Raw genomic sequence first — 18,544 nt, forward strand, 5'->3', positions numbered from 1 at the left:
TGATGAATGAACCCTTATCTATTTTTTGGTTTCGTAGAGATTTAAGATTGGATGACAATCATGGCTTGATGCAAGCCCTAAAAGGTGACAATCCTGTGATGCCTATTTTCATTTTTGATAAGGATATATTAGATAAACTCCCTTCCAATGATGCTCGTGTCACTTTTATTCACAAGACGCTTCAAGCTATGCGGGATTCCCTTCAGGAAAATCAAGGAAGTAGTATCGCTATATTTCTCGGAAAACCAATTGATATTTTTAAAAGCCTTACCACAGATTACAAGATAGAATCCGTTTACACCAATCACGATTACGAACCTTATGCCATCAAACGTGATAAGGACGTTAAACAGTTTTTAAATAATCAAGGTATTGACTTTAAAACCTTTAAAGATCAGGTCATTTTCGAGAAAGATGAGATTGTTAAAAGTGATGGTGATCCATATATGGTTTATACGCCATATATGAAAACCTGGAAAAACACCTTCAAATCAGAAAACTTATCTAATTATGATACCAGTAAGTATTTAAAAAATGTTGTAGCACATTCCCGATTGCCAAATCTGTCGCTATCTGACATTGGATTCGAAAAATCCAATCAAGAAATTGCACAATATCAGGTCACCCCCAAAATCATTCAAGAATACGAAGCCAAGCGTAATTTTCCAGCTCAAGATGCTACCTCCCATTTAGGGCCGCATTTGCGGTTTGGTACGGTGAGCATTCGGGAAATGGTCAAAAAGGCTATTTCTGAAAAAAACGAAGTTTTTTGGCAAGAACTCATCTGGCGCGAGTTTTTTATGCAAATATTATGGCACTTTCCCAAAACAGTGCATGAAAGCTTCAAACCCAAATATGATAGAATCGAATGGCGTAACAATGAGTCGGAATTTAAAGCTTGGTGCGATGGTCAAACTGGTTATCCGCTAGTTGATGCTGGTATGCGCGAATTGAATGAAACGGGGTATATGCACAACCGTGTGAGAATGCTGGTGGGATCGTTTTTATGCAAGCATTTATTAATAGACTGGCGCTGGGGCGAAGCTTATTTTGCAGAGAAGCTACATGATTATGAAATGGCCAGTAATATTGGAAATTGGCAATGGGTAGCGGGATGCGGTGTCGATGCTGCGCCCTATTTCAGAATTTTTAACCCAACGACCCAGATTCAAAAATTTGACAAAAATCACGAATACATCCAAAAATGGGTGCCGGAATATCAAGAACTCACCTATCCGCAACCCATCGTCGATCACAAGGGTGCTAGAGAACGCTGTTTAAAAACTTATAAACAGGCAGTTAGTTAGATTTTTAATAATTTGAATTATCTTTACCCATCTAACAATTGACATCATGAATAAAAAACTACTTTTGGTTTTGGGATTGCTCCCAATGCTTTCAATAGCCCAAATCACCTTTACAAATTCCAACGCTTTATTGGTTAATGCTTCATTAACGAGTGGCTGTGCCATTGGCGTAAGCGATATGAATGGTGATGGACTTGACGATATCATTAGACTGGATGATGCTAGAAACTTACAAATCGAATATCAAACAGCAGGTGGTGGCAACTTCACCCAATACAATTTTGGCAGCGTGGGTGGTTCCCAATGGGGTCTAGCCATAGCCGATGTGGATGAAAACGGCTATAATGACGTCATTACTGGTGGCGCCTATAATGGTGTTAAACTCATTAAAGCCAATTCTGATGGGTCATTATACACGTCAACAACTCTGGCAGGAAGTATTTTTATGCAAAACGTCAACTTTGCTGATATTGACAATAATGGTAGCATTGATATTTTTGCCTGTCATGACGATGGCGTTTCGTTAGCCTATTCTAATGATGGTAGTGGTAACATGACCGTTAATAACGGGCTGATTAATGCCGTTTCAACAATCCCATCAGATAACTCTGGAAACTATGGCAGTATTTGGGCAGACGTGAACAATGATGGTTATTTAGATTTATACATTTCAAAATGCCGTTTAGGCGTTAACGATCCAAATGATGGTAGACGTGTCAATTTACTATTTATGAATGATGGCACCAATAATTATACTGATGAAGCTGCAACCAGAGGTTTGGCTCCATTGGGACAATCTTGGTCTGCTAATTTTGAAGATATCGATAATGATGGTGATCTGGATTGTGTCCTTATCAATCATGATATTACTAGTATGATCTTTGTAAATGATGGCGCGGGAAATTTCACGGATATTACACCAACCTGCGGCATAACAGGCGAATTAGCCAGTTTAGGCTCTGGTGGTATTCAGGTTGTTATGGAAGATTTTGACAACGATACGTATATCGATATATTCGTTACCATGCGTAGTGGTATTCACCATATATTTAAAAATAATGGTGATAAAACCTTTACAGAAGTATCAGCACCATTCACCCTACCAGCAGGTCCCTCAAGGATCCAAAGTGCCGCTGTGGGCGATTTAAACAACGATGGCTTTATCGACGTGATGGCTGGTTTTGCAACGGGTTACAATGGACCATCAAGTAATCCTGACGTGCTTTATTTAAATGATGGTAATGCCAATAACTGGAGTGAAATCCGCTTAATTGGCGACGCTAGTAACATTAATGGTATTGGTGCCAGAATAGAAATTCAAGGCGCCTGGGGAAGCCAAATTCGGGAAGTACGCTCCGGTGAAAGTTATGGAATTATGAACTCTTTAATGACCCATTTTGGTCTGGGAACAGCCACAGAAATTGATGCAGTGGTTGTGCATTGGCCTTCAGGAAGTGTTGATACGGTCTCCAATCCAAATATCAACGAAGTTTTAGTCATTGAAGAAGGACAAACATTATCAACGGAATCGTTTAGCAGCCAAACAATCCATATTTCACCTAATCCAACAAATGACATATTAAATATTGAAACTACAATCAATGGCAGTTTCAGCTATGCTATCTATGATTTGTCCGGTAAGCAAGTTCAAACGGAAACAGTTTTACCAGCTTCCAATCAAATTAATATAAACCATTTAAGCAATGGCATCTATATTATGCAATTGACATCGCAAAATTCCAAAACCACCCATAAGATTATTAAGGAATAAAATTGTTAAGACAGATAACAAAAAAGCTTCGAAATTTTCGAAGCTTTTTTGTTTATATATTATTCTTTAATCCGTTCAATCTTGGCGCCTATCGCTCGTAATCGCTCATCAATGTTTTCATAACCTCTATCAATCTGCTCAATATTGTGAATCACCGAAGTACCTTTAGCAGAAAGCGCTGCAATCAATAAGGAAACACCGGCACGAATATCGGGCGATGTCATAGTCGTCGCTTTCAGGGTTGATTTAAAATCGTGCCCAATGACCGTAGCCCGATGCGGATCGCATAAAATAATTTTTGCCCCCATATCAATCAATTTATCCACGAAGAACAAGCGACTCTCAAACATCTTTTGATGAACCAATACGCTACCCCTGGCTTGAGTAGCTACAACTAATATGATACTCAATAAATCAGGCGTAAATCCTGGCCATGGTGCATCTGATATGGTTAAGATGGAACCATCAATATAATTTTGGATTTCATAACCATCAGTATGGGCTGGTATATGGATATCATCACCCTGTCTTTCAACGGTAATCCCCAATTTTCTGAACACATTGGGTATTTGCCCCAGGTCATCCCAACTCACATTGGTAATGGTCAGTTCACTTTTGGTCATGGCCGCTAATCCAATCCAGCTACCTATTTCAATCATATCAGGTAACATGGTATGCTCCGTACCACCCAAACTATCAACACCATCAATAATTAACATATTGGAGCCAATACCTCGAATTTTGGCACCCATTCTATTCAACATTTTACACAGTTGTTGCAAATACGGCTCGCAAGCAGCGTTATAAATCGTGGTTGTACCTTCTGCTAAAACAGCTGCCATCACAATATTGGCTGTACCTGTAACAGATGCTTCATCTAAAAGCATGTAGGTGCCAACCAGTTTGTCGGCCTCTACACCATAAAAATAGTCTTCACGATTATAACGGAATTTAGCACCTAGATTAATAAACCCTTCAAAATGCGTATCTAATCGTCTTCTACCAATTTTATCGCCACCAGGCTTTGGAATATAGCCTTTGCCAAATCGCGCCAATAAGGGTCCAACAATCATAATAGAACCACGTAACCCACGTCCATCTTCTTTAAAAGCCTCTGATTCCAGATACTTCAAATTCACTTCATCCGCCTGGAAAGAATAGGAATTAGCACCCAGTTTTTCAACCTTGACACCTAATTTCTTTAAAAGCTCAATGAGTTTATTAACATCAACAATGTCCGGAATATTATGAATCGTAACTTGTTCAGGAGTTAAGAGCACAGCACATAAAATTTGTAGTGCTTCGTTTTTGGCGCCTTGAGGTTGTATCTTCCCTTTTAATTGATGACCGCCTTCAATTTTAAATATTCCCATGAAGTCTAATAGCGTTTTCTATTTCTGTTTTTTTTGTGATGTCCCTTTTTGGAATTGGAACCATATTTTTTCTTATTGCGCATCAAACTGGTCGCATCGGTTAAATCCTCATCCATATGTTGGAGATTAATTTTACCATCCGATAGTTCACGTAAATGCTCAAAGATAACATCGTCCTCAACGGTGTCCTTGTTCCAGTTCAAAAAGCATTTTTTCATATGGTTGGCAATGGTATATACCAATGCCTCTTTCATTTCACCATCATCCCAGGTATTGGCAACATCAATCATCGTTTTGATGTTGTTACCATAAAAACGGTATTTAGGGTGATTCTGCGGATATTTTAAGGGCTCAGGACGCCCGGCCAAGGCATCTTTGGATGGTTTCTCAAAAGGAGAATCAGCATCTAGTTCAAAATTGGACATAATGAACAACTGGTCCCAAAGCTTATGCTGAAAATCAGGTACATCACGCAAATGCGGTTGTAAGTTCCCCATAACCGATATGATGGCACGAGCCAGCTTGTTGCGTTCCTCTTTGGACTCCCGCGTTTTGGCATAATTGATCATTTTCTGCAAATGTCTACCGTACTCGGGAATAATCAAATGCTCGCGTTCTGAATTGTATTCTAAATGTTCTATCAAAATAAAAAATGTGTAGATGTTAAGGTTTTGCAAGAAGTTTCATGCTTGCGCAAAATACAAAAAAAAACTAAAGGCTAATAATCCCTTCCACCTTTTCTGAAACTTCAATATACTTGGCTACAACCGCCTCCGGATTCTTCATATTTACATGAATGGAAACACTGGTATATTTACCATTTTTAGAGGCTTTGGTGGTAATCACGGCTCCAACACCATTAAACAGATCTTCCACATCCTGAATACCTGTAGAATCTGTTACTACAATAAACTTGAATAAATATTCAGTTGGCCAGGAACTGGTTTCGTATAATTGTATTTTTAGCTTTTCGTAAAAGGCTCTTTCTTTATTTTCTTCGCTCATAATCGTTTTTAAGATAAACTACAAAGATAGGCTTTACCTTTGTATTTTTTAGTTTGCTTTTTAATTACGAATTTTACAGCCAAAACCTTGCCAAATTGAACACAAAACGAATTGTTATTACGGGTGGTCCAGGTACCGGAAAAACATCCATCATTAACGAATTGCTATCCCGCGGACATATTTGCCTGGAAGAAATTTCCAGAACAGGTAACACTCAAAGCCCGCGAAGATGGTGTGGATCAGTTATTTTTAAGTCAACCACTCTTATTCAGTGAATTGTTATTGGCAGGTCGTGAAAAGCAATATCATCAAGCTGAAAAATCACCGACTGACCTCGTGTTTTTAGACCGTGGCATACCTGACGTTTTGGCGTATATGGATTATATTGGAGATTCTTATCCAGAGACTTTTATAAACAGTTGTAAAACCCATACCTATGATATGGTTTTTATTTTGGAACCCTGGCAGGAAATTTTTGTGAGTGACAATGAACGCTACGAAAACTTTGATCAAGCAGTCAAAATACACCATCATTTATTGAATACCTATGAACGATTCAACTACAAGTTGATGGATGTACCATTTGATAGTGTTGAAAACAGGGCACAACACATCCTAAATTCGATAAAGAACCTCTAATGGAGCAACCCATTGATATACTGGAAAAATATTGGGGCTTCACCACTTTTAGACCCCTTCAGGAAGACATCATACAGGCGGTTCTGGAGAATGAAGACACCTTTGCGTTACTACCAACAGGTGGCGGTAAATCTATTTGTTTCCAAATTCCTGCTCTTATCAAGGACGGTATTTGCTTGGTAGTATCACCTTTGGTGGCCCTGATGAAAAACCAGGTTCAAACGCTTAACGATAAAGGTATTAAGGCCATGGCTCTGACCAGTGGTATATCGTATGACGAATTAGATACCAAGCTTGATAATTGCATTTATGGCAACTACAAATTTCTGTATCTGTCGCCAGAACGCTTGCAACAGGAAATCGTCCAGGATCGTATCAGGCAAATGCCCGTGAATCTCATTGCGGTTGATGAAGCGCATTGCATCTCACAATGGGGACATGATTTCAGACCGGCCTACAGAAACATTGCGCAATTACGGGAATGGCACCCTCAAGTCAATTGTATAGCCTTAACGGCTTCGGCGACACCCGAAGTAGTTAATGATATTGTCACGGAACTGGATTTTATCAATCCTAAAATATTCAAGCAATCCTTTCATAGAAGTAGTTTGGCTTACATGACCTTTGACACTAACGACAAGCGTTATGAAATCTTAAGGATACTCAAAAAAAATCCGGAACCAGCCATAATTTATGTCCGCAACAGAAAATTGACCATCGAGTTAAGCAGTTATTTAAGCAACAACGGCATAGCGGCAACCTACTTTCATGGCGGGTTGTCCAATACGGAAAAAACAGACCAGTTAAATGATTGGCTCTCGGAAAAGCAATTGGTCATGGTGGCTACCAATGCCTTTGGTATGGGAATCGATAAACCCAATGTTAAAACCGTCATACATTTCAGTTTACCCGATAGTCTGGAAAGTTATTTTCAGGAAGCTGGAAGAGCCGGAAGAAATGGCAACAAAGCCTTTGCGGTTATTTTGAAGGGCAAGCAGGACGACCTCCATTTAAAGAATCAATTTTTAAGTGCCTTACCGTCGGTAGATTTTATAAAAACCGTTTACCGAAAGCTCTGCAATTATTTTCAAATTCCCTACGGTGAAGGGCAACAGGCTACCTATAATTTCAACTTTAACCTGTTTTGCAAAACCTACGGATTTGAAAGTCCAGTGACTTACAATGCCATACAAGCTTTGGATAGAAGCAGCATTATTAGCTTGACCCAGCAATTTAAGAACCATACCCAATTACAGTTTATTGTAGCCAACGACACCTTGTTTGACTATCTGGATACCTATCCCGAGCTGGCTATGGTTACAAAATCCATATTACGTACCTATGGTGGTGTGTTTGAACACGAAACACCTATAAACACCTTGCGTATTTCTGAAAAAGCAGGCATCACCGAACCGCAATTGGAACAGCATCTCCGTAAGTTGGAAAAGGATGAGATTATCACATTAAAACTATCCAAAACCGACGCCCAGATTACCTTTATAGAACCACGGGAAGACGATAAAACCATCAACCGCATCGCCCAGACCATTGAACAGCAAAACACCTTAAAAAAGAAACAGATTCAATCGGTTTTGGACTATGTAGACAATCAAACAACCTGCAAGAACGTGCAGCTTCTCACCTATTTTGGTGAAAACCATGTTCAGGATTGTGGAATCTGTTCGGTTTGTATTCAAAAGAAAAAAACCTCGCAAAAACCAGATGCCAAATCGGTTAGGCATGCTATTATCTCCCAATTGGAGAATCAGCCACTATCTTCTCGGGAACTCACGGAACGATTGCCCTACAACAAGGAGGAGATACAGGAAACATTACATATATTGTTAGAACATCACATTATTGATATTACCAAAACAAACACCTATAAATTAGCACACCTATGAGCACCAAACTACGAATAGTCTTTATGGGCACACCCGATTTTGCTGTAGCAACCCTAAAAACCTTGGTCGAAAACCAATACCATATTGTGGGAGTCATCACAGCACCAGATAAACCGGCTGGCAGAGGTCGTAAACTTCAGGAATCGGCAGTAAAAACCTATGCCCAGTCTCAAGGTCTGCATATCCTGCAACCCACGAATCTGAAAAGCGAAGATTTCATTCAAGAGTTACAAGCCTTGCAAGCCAATTTACAGATTGTGGTCGCTTTTAGAATGCTACCCAAACTGGTTTGGCAAATGCCTGAATTAGGGACTTTCAATCTGCATGCCTCCCTACTTCCCAACTATCGCGGTGCTGCTCCCATTAACTGGGCCATTATCAATGGGGAAACCAAAACGGGTGTCTCAACCTTCTTCATCGATGAAAAAATTGACACGGGCGATATGATTCTGCAACAGGAAGTCTTTATAGAACCCGAGGACAATGCAGGTACCTTACATGACAAATTAATGGTTGTTGGTAGCCAGCTGGTACTGGAAACTGTCAAGCGCATCGAAGTAGGCACAGTAAAAACGGTTCCACAGGACGAAACGAGCGCTATTAAGGATGCCAATAAACTCGATCGGGACAACTGCAAGATTGACTGGTATGACGCCATTGATCACATCCATAACAAAGTACGCGGCTTAAATCCCTATCCGGGAGCCTGGTGCTATTTACAAAATGGTGAGGATACTCTGGATATCAAAATCTATAAAACCAGTGTCCTTTCGGACAAACACAACTACAGCGTGGGTCATATCCTGACCGATAAAAAAACCATCAAGGTAGCCGTTGCGAATGGTTATATTCAAATCCATGAATTGAAGCTTCCGGGCAAACGAAAAATGGATAGTGTTTCCTTATTAAACGGATATCAATTTTTACCCTACGCAAAAATGCTCTAACCCCTTGTCGTTATTGATATTTCAAAAACATCGACAAAATGCATAGTCTTTATTAACAAATGTGTTAAGTTATTAACAAATTAAGGCATTTCCCTTGCTATTACTTGCGTGGTTTGATATTCCGTATAAATTTGTAGAGGATTAACCTAAAAACGTATATCCACGTAAAGGATTAATCAACAATCTATTAATTATTTAAAATTAAACTTATGAACAAAACAGATTTAATCGAAGGAATGGCAGAAAATGCTGGAATTTCTAAAGCAGCTGCTAAAAAAGCATTAGATTCTTTATTAATTGATATCGAAGGTGCTTTACAAAAAGGTAACAGAGTATCTCTAGTAGGTTTTGGTTCTTGGTCGGTTTCTAGAAGAGCTGCAAGAGACGGTAGAAACCCACAAACTGGAAAGACTATTAAAATAAAAGCTAAAAATGTGGTGAAGTTTAAGGCAGGTTCTGATTTGTCTCAAGCTGTTAACTAATACTATAATCAATAACTTAATTATAATTTTTATATACTATGAATAAATCAGATTTAATCGATGGAATGGCAGAAAATGCCGGAATTACTAAAGCTGCTGCTAAAAAAGCATTAGACTCTTTTTTAATTGATATTGAAGGTGCTTTACAAAAAGGTAAGCGTGTTTCTCTAGTAGGTTTTGGATCTTGGTCAGTTTCTAGAAGAGCTGCAAGAGACGGAAGAAACCCACAAACTGGAAAGACTATTAAAATAAAAGCTAAAAATGTAGTAAAGTTTAAAGCTGGTTCGGATTTATCGAAGGCTATCAACTAAATTTTTAGAATGTAACCATACTAAAAAGGCCTTCATGTATTTTGAAGGCCTTTTTTAGTTAGGTCCTGTTTCTGTTGGTTATTAATAAAAAAAATATTAGATTTAGTATATAAACTCGCAACTATATGATTACAATCCAGCCCAAAAAAGGTCACTTGTTAATCGCCGAGCCATCTATAATTGGTGATGTTTCTTTTAACCGTTCCATAATCCTACTTGCCGACCATAATGACGAAGGTTCCATAGGCTTCATTCTTAACAAACCCTTGGAATATACCATCAACGACCTTATTCCGGAAGTCGATGCGCACTTCAAGGTTTACAATGGCGGCCCTGTAGAACAGGATAACCTCTACTTCATCCATCAGGTACCCGATCTCATTCCGGAAAGCATCGAGATTTCCTTGGGTATATATTGGGGTGGCGACTTCAATAAGGTAGCCGAACTTATTGCTAACAACAAATTAAACGAAAAGCACATTCGGTTCTTTTTAGGATATTCCGGTTGGGATGCCAACCAGTTGAATGAGGAACTCAAGTCCAATTCCTGGATTGTTACCGAGAATGTCTATAAGAAATCCATTATTGAAAAAGACTACGAAACCTTTTGGAAGGAAAAAATGATGGAGTTTGGTGGCGAATACTCCATTTGGTCCAATGCCCCCGAAGACCCTAGTTTTAACTAGTCAGGCGGATCTTCACGTTTAGTTTTTGAAATAAATCCTTGGCCACAGTGTGGGCAAAACCTTTCTTGCGGTATTGACTAACTGGTTGAATACCCCCTATCACATTGGTAATAAACAACTCATCAGCCTTTTGCAGTTCAAACGGTGAAATGGAAGCTTCCTCCAACTCATAATCTTTAGAGCTGGTTATCAAGTCCATCAACTGTTTGCGCATAATCCCTTTCAGGCAACCATCAGCTAAAGGTGGTGTCTTAATGGTGTTGCCGTTTACTAAAAACACATTCCCATTTAGCGCTTCCACCACACTCTTGTTGGTATTCAATAACAGGCAATTGTGTAGGTTGTTCTCTTTGGCAAATACACTCCCCACCACATTCAGGGCGCGGTTATTGGTTTTTAGTGTGGATAGTAATCCAGGTGCCAGATAGTAATCCTTAAATAAGTCCACCTCATAAACACCATCACGAAACAGATAAAACGGCTCATCCAACGGGCTGGCCTGTATCAAATACCCCACACCGTTGTCTTCTGGGGAATAAAGCCCACCAGTATTTCTAAACACGGATAACTTTACTCGAGCTGTTTGGTTTTCCAAATCATTGGCTTGCAAAGTAGCGACTAACTGCGCTTCTAGAAACTCCATGGTAAAATTCATGGGGATCTCCATACGCAGAATGCGCATAGACGCCATCAATCTAAAGTAATGGTCCTCCCAAAACAAGGGTTTCCCTACCGAGCAGCGTATGGTTTCAAAAACCATGTCGCCATAGTTAAAACCACGGTTGTTGCTATCGAGTATACTGGTGTTTTCGGTGAGTGTGCCGTTGAAATTAATCATAAAAAAAGTCCCAAATAATTTGGGACAAAGATAGCTTTTATATTAAAAAGGGTTGTTATGCCGAACCCAATACTTGCTTTAAATCCGAGATTTGATTTTCCCAAAGCATCTTGGCCTCATCCACCTCATCTTCCTCGGCAAAATCAATCACAATGACTGATACATCCTTGGTAATCTCATCAACCTGAATGCGAATTTCAAAATAGTAAGGTTCATCCTCATCGGCTACCCACTTAAACTTGATACGCTCGCCACTTTTCTTGCTCACCAACTTGGCTTGCTCCTCGGTACCGTCCCAGATAAAGCGAAACAATTCGCCACGTGAATTGACGTTTTCGGCAAACCATTCAGATAGGCCTGAAGGCGTAGAAATGTATTGATATAATAGTTGTGGTGAAGCATGTATTGGAAACTCCATTTCAAATTTCACTTTTTCGTCCATAGTCGTTGTTATGTTTGTGCGCTCAATATATACATTAATTGAGAAGTTTTCAAAACTATTTTTTATAAATATTTTATACGGACATTTATTTGTACTGAATAAATTTGTTGTTATATTTGCAGCCTTAAAAACGGCGAGGTAGCTCAGTTGGTTAGAGCGTTGGATTCATAACCCAGAGGTCACGAGTTCAAATCTCGTCCTCGCTACAAAGCGTTGTTCAGCGTAAATAGACGGTTTAGTTCACTCTAAACCGTTTTTTTTATGTTAACCTTAACTGAATTTCTTACATTTGAACACGAAAAGGAGCCCTTTTTAGAACACAATTTGGCAAACAAAAAACAATTTTCAGCCCCGAAGATCTACACTGGCAACGGAAACCTAAAACGCCGTTGGTATGTCTATTTTTCATTTAGAAACCCCTCTACAGGAAAGATGGAACGGCAGAAAAACATTTATGGCATAGCCAATAAACTACGAACCAAAACAGACCGTCTTAACGTCCTAACATTTTATAAGAAGACCCTGCATCGGCTTTTAAGGGAGGGCTATAATCCATACGAAGACAATTTAGCGCGATTTTTAGGTAGCAAACCAACTTACGTCCCAGAAGAACCAAAGGTTGAACTTGTACCTACCATAACCTATCCAAAAGAAAATATTAAACCCCTGCCTTTTCTCAAAAAAAGTACGGAGACCGAAACCATATCTGTATCAGAAAATACTGTCTCAATAATTGAAAATAAAACCGAAAAGACAGAAGAGGAGAAAATGACCTTAAGGGAAGGCTTTGATTTTGCCTTGAAGATGAAAGAAAAAATTGTTAAGCCTCGTACCCTTCAGGATTATCGAAATCGATCGAAGAATTTCATAAAATGGTTGAACAAGGAATATCCAGAAGTCATACATCCAGACCAGATCACCCGAAAAATGGCTATGGGCTATCTAAACCAGCACCTTGTTAAAAATACCCCTCGTAGTAGAAACAATAGTCGGGTAGATTTAAGTAGTATGATGCAGGTATTAGAGGACAATGAAATCATTCCTGCAAACGTCATGCGAAAAACACCAGTTCTAAAAGCAAAACCAGAACGTCATAAACGATATGACTCACAGACTTTAGAAGCAATATTTAGCTACCTTGAAAAGAATGATCCCATACTTTTATTGTACATCAAATTTATCGCTTACAACTATATGAGGCCTATTGAGGTTAACAGACTTCGAGTCAAGGATTTGAATCTTGAAACCAAAACCTTAACATTCCAAGCAAAGAACAGCAATTTTAAAACCAAAATTATTCCAGAACTTATATTAGAATCGCTTCCTGATTTAACAAAATTATCAGGTGATAATGTACTCATAACACCAAAAGGCATCGGATTGCCATGGGATGCTGCTGTTGATAACCGAAGGGATTATTTTTCAAAGCGATTTAAGCGCGTGGTCAAAGATAAATTCAATTTGGGAACTGATTTTGGCTTATATAGCTTCAGACATACCTTTATCACAAAACTATATCGCAAGCTACTTGAAAATAGTTCGCCTTTTGAGGCCAAAAGCGTATTAATGACCATTACAGGCCATACATCCATGCAAGCCTTGGAAAAATACTTGCGTGATATTGATGCTTTTTTACCAAGTGATTATTCCGATTTAATACGAATGGATGGAGAATAGTAAGCAAGTTTTAAATAAGATTATTTCTAATCTATCTAAAAGCTATATTTTTTATGTACCAAAACGGTACTACCATTATATAGACCCAACATTTTTAAGTGACATTATAAAGCCCAACATGGTAAATATTGTTTACTACTCCAATTTGCAACAAGAAGTACATAGCAACCCTTCCGCAATAGATGGTTTAGAGATTATGAAAAAAGAAAATCTATTGGATAATAATGTCACTGATCTTATAGCTCTAAAAAACAATGTGTCTCCAGTAGAATTTAAGCATACTATGGAAAAATATGGAGAGTATGTTGGGATTCATTGTATACTAACACAATGGATGTTCAAAAACGTGAAAAATGATATTCCAATAACGACCTCTAAAACGGAAAGCATGTTTCAAGTTCAGGCGAATGCTTTTGATAAACACGCCAATAAAATTGAAAGCTATTTAGGAGAAGAAACAATCACATTTGAAGTAGATGACAATCATATTTTAGAAATAGTATCTGAAACTTTAGAGGAACTTCCAGAAGTCGACATAAATAATGAGATTGAAAGACCTACTAAAGCAGGGAAGAAAGAAGAACCTGTTAAGGCTAAACAAAAAAAATCTCTAATGACTGATGAAAAAGCCAGAAACTATATTTTGGAAACAGTTTTTGGAATAGACACTGAATATTTATATCACGAAAATGATAATTTAAATTGACAACATCTTTAGTCAAAATGGTGACAATTGTAACCGAAATCATTAAAAACATACAAATTATACGTCAAATGAACGTTTATTTAACGCATAAATAATGGAAAAAGAATTTTATACTTGTGAATACTGTTTTAAGGAATTTATACCGAAAAGACGTCGCGTTCAGAAATATTGTAGTAACACCTGTAGGTCAAAGGCACATCATGCAAAAAAGTTAAATCAAGATTCGCTAACTAATGATGAAAACAAGAATAATCAACAGTCAATCAGTAAAATTGAAAAAATGAGTTTCGCTGGAGTTGGAAATTCTGCTGCTGGAAGTTTACTTGCTCATGGTATAACAAAACTTGCTACTCCAAAAGGCAATAAATCAGCAACCAAAGATGATATAAGCTATTTAGCATCTAAGATAAAACGTTATCATAAAGTAAATAACTTACCCCCTAATGACTATGGTGCCTTACCGTATTTTGATTTAGAAACCAACGAGGTGAAATATAGCTTTATCTCTTTAGATAAGTAAACAACCCTATACTGTTCCTTTATTAAAAAGGGCATATATGACTACCACTGTCGTCAAAATGACTACATAAGTAGTCAATAGCAAGGGTGCAATCTTTTAACAGCAAGGGTGAAGAATCAAAAAAGCAAGGGTGCTCTTTATGAATTGCAAGGATAGTATTGAATCAATATATTTTCCTAAATTAGTAATCATGAATAGGTATATTAAACTTTTACTGCTTTTAATTTTAATGGAATCCTGTAAAACATCCATGACACCAACTGAAGTTTATAATACCCTGCCTTCTTTAACCAACAGCACCTTTATCCCACAATCACAAGCTGAAGAAACCATTGCTAATCGCAATTGCTCCTATTTAGTTAAAGGCCGTTCCTATACAGCTCCTGTAGGTTTTACCGTTAAAGACGACTTAAATTTTGCAGCCCAAGGTATTGATGAATGGGTACAACTGGATGGTGGCAATGCCTATGTGTTAACCAATTTTAAATGGGTAGCCGTGGCCGATGATGGCTCCACCCAATTACACGTAGATTTTGATACAGTGATGTGTAGTAACTGATTTAGCTCAATCTGTTTTTTCTACAATTATTGGCATGTGTATTTCCTGTAAAAACATTTTACGGTATGAACTAACCGCCCTAACATTAAGGTTATCTTTCAATATAACTAAGCCATTACTAAAAATGGCTGAAGTTTCTTCAGTAGAATCGGTTGAATTCTCGTCCTGATTAACAACTAATTCCTTGGGATATATAAAATAAATTGGGATAGTGATGTCATCTTCAATCTTCAATTTACTGTATACCCTTTCCAATCGTGCATAGCCAGAAAGTTGTCTGGCGTCATCTTTTGAAGGATTGCCATTAGCATATCGCGGCTTATACTTCGCGTCCACAACAGCTTTAAAATCTCCTGATTGGATTAGATAATCCAATTCTTGATAATGCGCTTTAACATGATACATAACTTCTCCTTGTTTCGGAAACTTTTCACGCAATTTCTTAAATACGTACAATTCAAAAAGTTTACTCATATCAATCCAATGAGGTGGATACTTTCTTATTTCTTGGGTGCTTTTTTCATAAGAATGACTTATGAGTTTAAGAATTTGGTTGCCTAAATCAAATACAGTATTATAAATTTTAAAGAACGGATTGGTTTCTTTTTTTGAATAATAGGTAAACGATTCTTCACCAACCTGATGGAAAGCAGCAAGATTATAGCTCAGTAGTTCCTTTAATTGTGTTTTAAAACCATCATATTCATAGTTAGCCAAATGAGCATGTACAAATTGCAAAACATATTTAATAAACCGGTTTTCAGGTGTATCAAATCCAAATTCTTGAAAACTACATACGGTATGTGTCAAACGATGCTTTAATAAGTTTTGTTTTACTTGCTCACCCACCAGTATTTTTCCTTTGACCCTACCTTTTAAGTTTTCTTTTTTTATATAATAGGATTTTTTTAGTCCTTTTTTCACCAAACGCTTAACAGCCATTAAAAACTGAATCACTAAAAAAGGGGTTAATTCAACCTGACTATTGGGCGGTACTTCAATCCACTCACTCTTAAAATCAATATCCATCAAACCATCTAAATGATCAAAGTTTTCAGGCTCAATAAGAGCATCGGATAACATTTTATAAAAATCAAGCTTTTGACCACCAATATTTAGTTTGGGCTCAATTAAAACAGGAAGGTTCCATTCTTTGATATAATGCAGCCCAATAAAATAAGAGGTCTCAAGTTTAATATCATTAATACCATCAGCATCACTATTAATTATAGCATTAAAACAAACAGCCTCATCATTATTGCCAAAACAAAGAGGAAAAGGATGCTTTAAGGCACTTTCACTGTCAATAAACTGAAATAAATAATCTTTATGACACTCTGGATAGTAGTAATGGTTATGTTCCTTAAGAGTCAGCATTTAAATACGCATTTAGCTTTTCAATTTCTGATTTTGCAGACTCTTTTAAAATGCCATCTTTTACATATTCAAACAATATTGGTTTTATCTCATACTCCAGGCGCAAATCCATACTACCTCCATATTGAGATTTATCAATAAAATAAGAATGCCCCAATGCCACATGCTTCGGCTCAAACTCTTCCGACAAATGTTTTGATTTGGTTTTATATTCATCAAGGGAGAACAGCTCTTTTACGGCATGAAACAATTCAGAATAAAAAATAATTGAACCATCATCAGACAAATCTCTTGGTAAAATATCCACAAAGGCAAATCGCCGTCTAACAGCATAATCTATGTGCCCAACACTCCTGTCTGCTGTATTCATAGTGCCTATAATGAATAAGTTTTCTGGAATACTTAAAGTTCTATCCTCTATTTCTCCCTCATCATTCTTAATACTATAGAGGCTATCAACTTGGGCTTCTAATTGTTCCTTTTTTGGTGCATTAAACTTATATCTGTACTCCAAAGCATAAATTAACTCTCCTAAAACCGAAGATAAATTAGCCCTATTAATTTCATCAATTATCAGAACATATTTTCCTTCTGGGTTTAACAACGCTTTTTTAGAAAATTCTGCTAAAGTCTTATCTATAACTTTATAGTTGATATTTCCCTCAATACTTTCAGCAACAATACCTCTTACAAAATCTTCATAGGTATATGAAGGATGGAATTGTATAATTTTATATTCCCCAGATATATTTACTTCACTTGAATGACTCACGTGTTCTTGATAACCTGAACTTTTCAAATCAAATTTATCATACAAATGTCTCATTAGTAGTGTGGAAGAAATTTCACTGTTATACTTAGCCTTTAGACCTAGAAATTTAGAGTTTATTTCCTTATTAATTTGTATGTCATTTAAACCTCGTGTCTCAACTCTAAATATTTTAGCAAATAATTTTAGATGGTCTTTTGATAATACAGGAAAATAATCATCTGGATAATATGAATTTAAAATCTTTAAAATATAACTAAACCAAAAAGACATATCTCTAGCTGGTTGATAATTTTGATTATTCGCTAGTTCTGATAAGGCCAGACGAAGCTCTGCCATATATTCCTGCTGCGTGTAATCATTTTGTAATCTAACTTCACCTGTTGTATCTTTAATATATGAAATCCCATAAACCATAGTTCCTTTTTGTCCAGGAGAAAATTTACATAGTGGCGCCAACTTCGTTTCTATCCAATAACAAAAACTTTCTTGAGAACCGTTACCCAAAGCATACTCATCTAAAGACAATTCACTTAAAACTTCTGTTGTAAATGTTTCTTGAAACTCTTCTAAAAGCTCTTTAGAAACCTCTTGAAATTTAATCGTCTTATCTGTATGCTTGAATTTTTCAACATAATTCTCAACATACTCGTATATTGAAATTTGTTTTTCTCCTTTTGTTAATACTTCTCCTATTTCTTTTGCCAATCTTGTCTTACCTGTACCTGGTGGACCTTGAAGAATGATTTGCTTTTTATATAGTAGTAAACTTTTAATATTATCTTGTTCTTCTAAAATCGTCATCTGAATTAAATCCTTATATAGTTTTGATGAATCATTAATTTGTTTAATTTTTTCAATGGAAAAATTTTTATCCAATGGTTTCACTGTTCCATATTGACTACCGCTTAAAGTAGCTTGAGACATTCCATAAATGGGCACTCCCAACTCAAAATTATTTTTATCTAAAAAATACCATTGCTTAACAGGCGCGCATAAGTTCCACTCTTCTTCGTTAGATTTGAATATACTTTTAGCTTCACCATAGGCAATAAACTGCTTACGATACTTTAATAACAAAATATCACCTTCTTTAATTTTGCTGTAGTCTCCCTTTTGAGGTGTGTTTTCGTGTAAAACAAAGGCGGTTTGATGTATTATTCTCTCTAAATTTTCCTTATCATAACCTTTATCTTCCTCCCCTACACTACATGAATAAAATGAAATCATT

19 protein-coding genes, 1 tRNA gene and 1 pseudogene are annotated in these 18,544 nt (G+C 37.1%); 14 read left to right on the plus strand and 7 right to left on the minus strand.

Annotated features, from left to right (window positions below; all coding sequences use genetic code 11):
• Positions 1-2: 2 nt before the first annotated feature.
• Positions 3-1,307 carry a cryptochrome/photolyase family protein gene (locus ACKXGU_RS02290; protein ID WP_463467398.1) on the plus strand — a complete coding sequence of 435 codons (1,305 nt, stop codon included), beginning with the start codon at positions 3-5 and terminating at the stop codon, positions 1,305-1,307.
• Between the two features lie 46 nt (positions 1,308-1,353).
• Positions 1,354-3,078 carry an FG-GAP-like repeat-containing protein gene (locus ACKXGU_RS02295; protein ID WP_463466465.1) on the plus strand — a complete coding sequence of 575 codons (1,725 nt, stop codon included), beginning with the start codon at positions 1,354-1,356 and terminating at the stop codon, positions 3,076-3,078.
• A gap of 59 nt (positions 3,079-3,137) precedes the next feature.
• On the opposite strand, the gene murA is transcribed toward ACKXGU_RS02295, so the two are convergent.
• From murA to ACKXGU_RS02310, 3 genes are all read right to left on the minus strand, one after another.
• Positions 3,138-4,451, minus strand: coding sequence for a UDP-N-acetylglucosamine 1-carboxyvinyltransferase (gene murA, locus ACKXGU_RS02300; protein ID WP_463466466.1), 1,314 nt, complete (start codon positions 4,449-4,451; stop codon positions 3,138-3,140).
• Positions 4,452-4,456: 5 nt separating this feature from the next.
• Entirely contained in the window at positions 4,457-5,095 is a 639-nt protein-coding gene (locus ACKXGU_RS02305; RefSeq protein WP_463466467.1) for a DUF4290 domain-containing protein, read from the minus strand.
• 67 nt (positions 5,096-5,162) lie between these two features.
• Positions 5,163-5,456 carry a DUF493 family protein gene (locus tag ACKXGU_RS02310; RefSeq protein WP_463466468.1) on the minus strand — a complete coding sequence of 98 codons (294 nt, stop codon included), beginning with the start codon at positions 5,454-5,456 and terminating at the stop codon, positions 5,163-5,165.
• Positions 5,457-5,551: 95 nt separating this feature from the next.
• On the opposite strand from ACKXGU_RS02310, the pseudogene ACKXGU_RS02315 reads away from it, so the two are divergent.
• The 6 genes and pseudogenes from ACKXGU_RS02315 to ACKXGU_RS02340 all read left to right on the plus strand — a co-directional run bounded on the left by ACKXGU_RS02315 (position 5,552) and on the right by ACKXGU_RS02340 (position 10,425).
• Positions 5,552-6,095: pseudogene (locus ACKXGU_RS02315) on the plus strand (AAA family ATPase).
• Positions 6,095-7,999, plus strand: a complete 1,905-nt coding sequence (locus ACKXGU_RS02320; protein WP_463466469.1) for a RecQ family ATP-dependent DNA helicase — start codon at positions 6,095-6,097, stop codon at positions 7,997-7,999. The pseudogene ACKXGU_RS02315 and the gene ACKXGU_RS02320 overlap by 1 nt, the downstream one beginning before the upstream one ends.
• Complete coding sequence (gene fmt, locus ACKXGU_RS02325; protein ID WP_463466470.1) at positions 7,996-8,946, plus strand: methionyl-tRNA formyltransferase; 951 nt, start codon at positions 7,996-7,998, stop codon at positions 8,944-8,946. The genes ACKXGU_RS02320 and fmt overlap by 4 nt, the downstream gene beginning before the upstream one ends.
• Before the next feature lie 209 nt (positions 8,947-9,155).
• Positions 9,156-9,428, plus strand: a complete 273-nt coding sequence (locus ACKXGU_RS02330; protein ID WP_463466471.1) for an HU family DNA-binding protein — start codon at positions 9,156-9,158, stop codon at positions 9,426-9,428.
• Between the two features lie 38 nt (positions 9,429-9,466).
• Complete coding sequence (locus tag ACKXGU_RS02335; protein WP_223033439.1) at positions 9,467-9,739, plus strand: HU family DNA-binding protein; 273 nt, start codon at positions 9,467-9,469, stop codon at positions 9,737-9,739.
• Between the two features lie 125 nt (positions 9,740-9,864).
• A complete protein-coding gene (locus tag ACKXGU_RS02340) occupies positions 9,865-10,425 on the plus strand; it encodes a YqgE/AlgH family protein (RefSeq protein WP_463466472.1) in 561 nt (186 codons plus the stop codon).
• On the opposite strand, the gene ACKXGU_RS02345 is transcribed toward ACKXGU_RS02340, so the two are convergent.
• Positions 10,418-11,185, minus strand: coding sequence for an aminotransferase class IV (locus ACKXGU_RS02345; protein ID WP_463467399.1), 768 nt, complete (start codon positions 11,183-11,185; stop codon positions 10,418-10,420). The two genes, ACKXGU_RS02340 and ACKXGU_RS02345, sit on opposite strands and share 8 nt — an antisense overlap.
• On the opposite strand from ACKXGU_RS02345, the gene ACKXGU_RS02350 reads away from it, so the two are divergent.
• On the plus strand, positions 11,129-11,281 hold the full coding sequence (locus ACKXGU_RS02350; protein ID WP_463467447.1) for a hypothetical protein: 153 nt from the start codon (positions 11,129-11,131) through the stop codon (positions 11,279-11,281). The genes ACKXGU_RS02345 and ACKXGU_RS02350 overlap by 57 nt on opposite strands.
• A gap of 37 nt (positions 11,282-11,318) precedes the next feature.
• Here the strand turns inward: ACKXGU_RS02350 and ACKXGU_RS02355 are convergent, their stop codons facing one another.
• Entirely contained in the window at positions 11,319-11,705 is a 387-nt protein-coding gene (locus ACKXGU_RS02355) for an START-like domain-containing protein (protein ID WP_463466473.1), read from the minus strand.
• A 132-nt stretch (positions 11,706-11,837) separates the two neighbouring features.
• Between ACKXGU_RS02355 and ACKXGU_RS02360 the strand changes: the two genes are divergently transcribed.
• The 5 genes from ACKXGU_RS02360 to ACKXGU_RS02380 all read left to right on the plus strand — a co-directional run bounded on the left by ACKXGU_RS02360 (position 11,838) and on the right by ACKXGU_RS02380 (position 15,167).
• A tRNA-Met gene (locus ACKXGU_RS02360) sits at positions 11,838-11,911 on the plus strand.
• Between the two features lie 55 nt (positions 11,912-11,966).
• Positions 11,967-13,382, plus strand: coding sequence for a tyrosine-type recombinase/integrase (locus tag ACKXGU_RS02365; RefSeq protein ID WP_463466474.1), 1,416 nt, complete (start codon positions 11,967-11,969; stop codon positions 13,380-13,382).
• Positions 13,372-14,088 carry a hypothetical protein gene (locus ACKXGU_RS02370; RefSeq protein ID WP_463466475.1) on the plus strand — a complete coding sequence of 239 codons (717 nt, stop codon included), beginning with the start codon at positions 13,372-13,374 and terminating at the stop codon, positions 14,086-14,088. Before ACKXGU_RS02365 ends, ACKXGU_RS02370 begins: the two co-directional genes overlap by 11 nt.
• Before the next feature lie 94 nt (positions 14,089-14,182).
• Positions 14,183-14,608, plus strand: coding sequence for a hypothetical protein (locus tag ACKXGU_RS02375; RefSeq protein ID WP_463466476.1), 426 nt, complete (start codon positions 14,183-14,185; stop codon positions 14,606-14,608).
• Positions 14,609-14,798: 190 nt separating this feature from the next.
• Positions 14,799-15,167 carry a hypothetical protein gene (locus tag ACKXGU_RS02380; RefSeq protein WP_463466477.1) on the plus strand — a complete coding sequence of 123 codons (369 nt, stop codon included), beginning with the start codon at positions 14,799-14,801 and terminating at the stop codon, positions 15,165-15,167.
• Between the two features lie 6 nt (positions 15,168-15,173).
• Here ACKXGU_RS02380 and ACKXGU_RS02385 read toward each other — a convergent pair whose 3' ends face one another.
• Both ACKXGU_RS02385 and ACKXGU_RS02390 read right to left on the minus strand, forming a co-directional pair.
• Complete coding sequence (locus ACKXGU_RS02385; RefSeq protein WP_463466478.1) at positions 15,174-16,544, minus strand: 5-methylcytosine restriction system specificity protein McrC; 1,371 nt, start codon at positions 16,542-16,544, stop codon at positions 15,174-15,176.
• Positions 16,531-18,543, minus strand: coding sequence for an AAA family ATPase (locus ACKXGU_RS02390; RefSeq protein ID WP_463466479.1), 2,013 nt, complete (start codon positions 18,541-18,543; stop codon positions 16,531-16,533). Before ACKXGU_RS02390 ends, ACKXGU_RS02385 begins: the two co-directional genes overlap by 14 nt.
• Position 18,544: the final 1 nt, after the last annotated feature.

Source organism: Hanstruepera sp. CR43 (assembly GCF_055227665.1).

Excerpts from the sequence above, each read along its gene's own strand:
- fmt (WP_463466470.1), top strand. The coding sequence starts at position 7,996 with ATGAGCACCAAACTACGAATAGTCTTTATGGGCACACCCGATTTTGCT.
- ACKXGU_RS02370 (WP_463466475.1), top strand. The coding sequence starts at position 13,372 with ATGGAGAATAGTAAGCAAGTTTTAAATAAGATTATTTCTAATCTATCT.
- ACKXGU_RS02355 (WP_463466473.1), bottom strand. The coding sequence starts at position 11,705 with ATGGACGAAAAAGTGAAATTTGAAATGGAGTTTCCAATACATGCTTCA.
- ACKXGU_RS02365 (WP_463466474.1), top strand. The coding sequence starts at position 11,967 with ATGTTAACCTTAACTGAATTTCTTACATTTGAACACGAAAAGGAGCCC.
- ACKXGU_RS02380 (WP_463466477.1), top strand. The coding sequence starts at position 14,799 with ATGAATAGGTATATTAAACTTTTACTGCTTTTAATTTTAATGGAATCC.
- ACKXGU_RS02345 (WP_463467399.1), bottom strand. The coding sequence starts at position 11,185 with ATGGTTTTTGAAACCATACGCTGCTCGGTAGGGAAACCCTTGTTTTGG.
- ACKXGU_RS02295 (WP_463466465.1), top strand. The coding sequence starts at position 1,354 with ATGAATAAAAAACTACTTTTGGTTTTGGGATTGCTCCCAATGCTTTCA.
- ACKXGU_RS02375 (WP_463466476.1), top strand. The coding sequence starts at position 14,183 with ATGGAAAAAGAATTTTATACTTGTGAATACTGTTTTAAGGAATTTATA.
- ACKXGU_RS02320 (WP_463466469.1), top strand. The coding sequence starts at position 6,095 with ATGGAGCAACCCATTGATATACTGGAAAAATATTGGGGCTTCACCACT.
- ACKXGU_RS02335 (WP_223033439.1), top strand. The coding sequence starts at position 9,467 with ATGAATAAATCAGATTTAATCGATGGAATGGCAGAAAATGCCGGAATT.
- murA (WP_463466466.1), bottom strand. The coding sequence starts at position 4,451 with ATGGGAATATTTAAAATTGAAGGCGGTCATCAATTAAAAGGGAAGATA.
- ACKXGU_RS02290 (WP_463467398.1), top strand. The coding sequence starts at position 3 with ATGAATGAACCCTTATCTATTTTTTGGTTTCGTAGAGATTTAAGATTG.
- ACKXGU_RS02350 (WP_463467447.1), top strand. The coding sequence starts at position 11,129 with ATGGTCCTCCCAAAACAAGGGTTTCCCTACCGAGCAGCGTATGGTTTC.
- ACKXGU_RS02385 (WP_463466478.1), bottom strand. The coding sequence starts at position 16,544 with ATGCTGACTCTTAAGGAACATAACCATTACTACTATCCAGAGTGTCAT.
- ACKXGU_RS02340 (WP_463466472.1), top strand. The coding sequence starts at position 9,865 with ATGATTACAATCCAGCCCAAAAAAGGTCACTTGTTAATCGCCGAGCCA.
- ACKXGU_RS02390 (WP_463466479.1), bottom strand. The coding sequence starts at position 18,543 with ATGATTTCATTTTATTCATGTAGTGTAGGGGAGGAAGATAAAGGTTAT.
- ACKXGU_RS02330 (WP_463466471.1), top strand. The coding sequence starts at position 9,156 with ATGAACAAAACAGATTTAATCGAAGGAATGGCAGAAAATGCTGGAATT.
- ACKXGU_RS02310 (WP_463466468.1), bottom strand. The coding sequence starts at position 5,456 with ATGAGCGAAGAAAATAAAGAAAGAGCCTTTTACGAAAAGCTAAAAATA.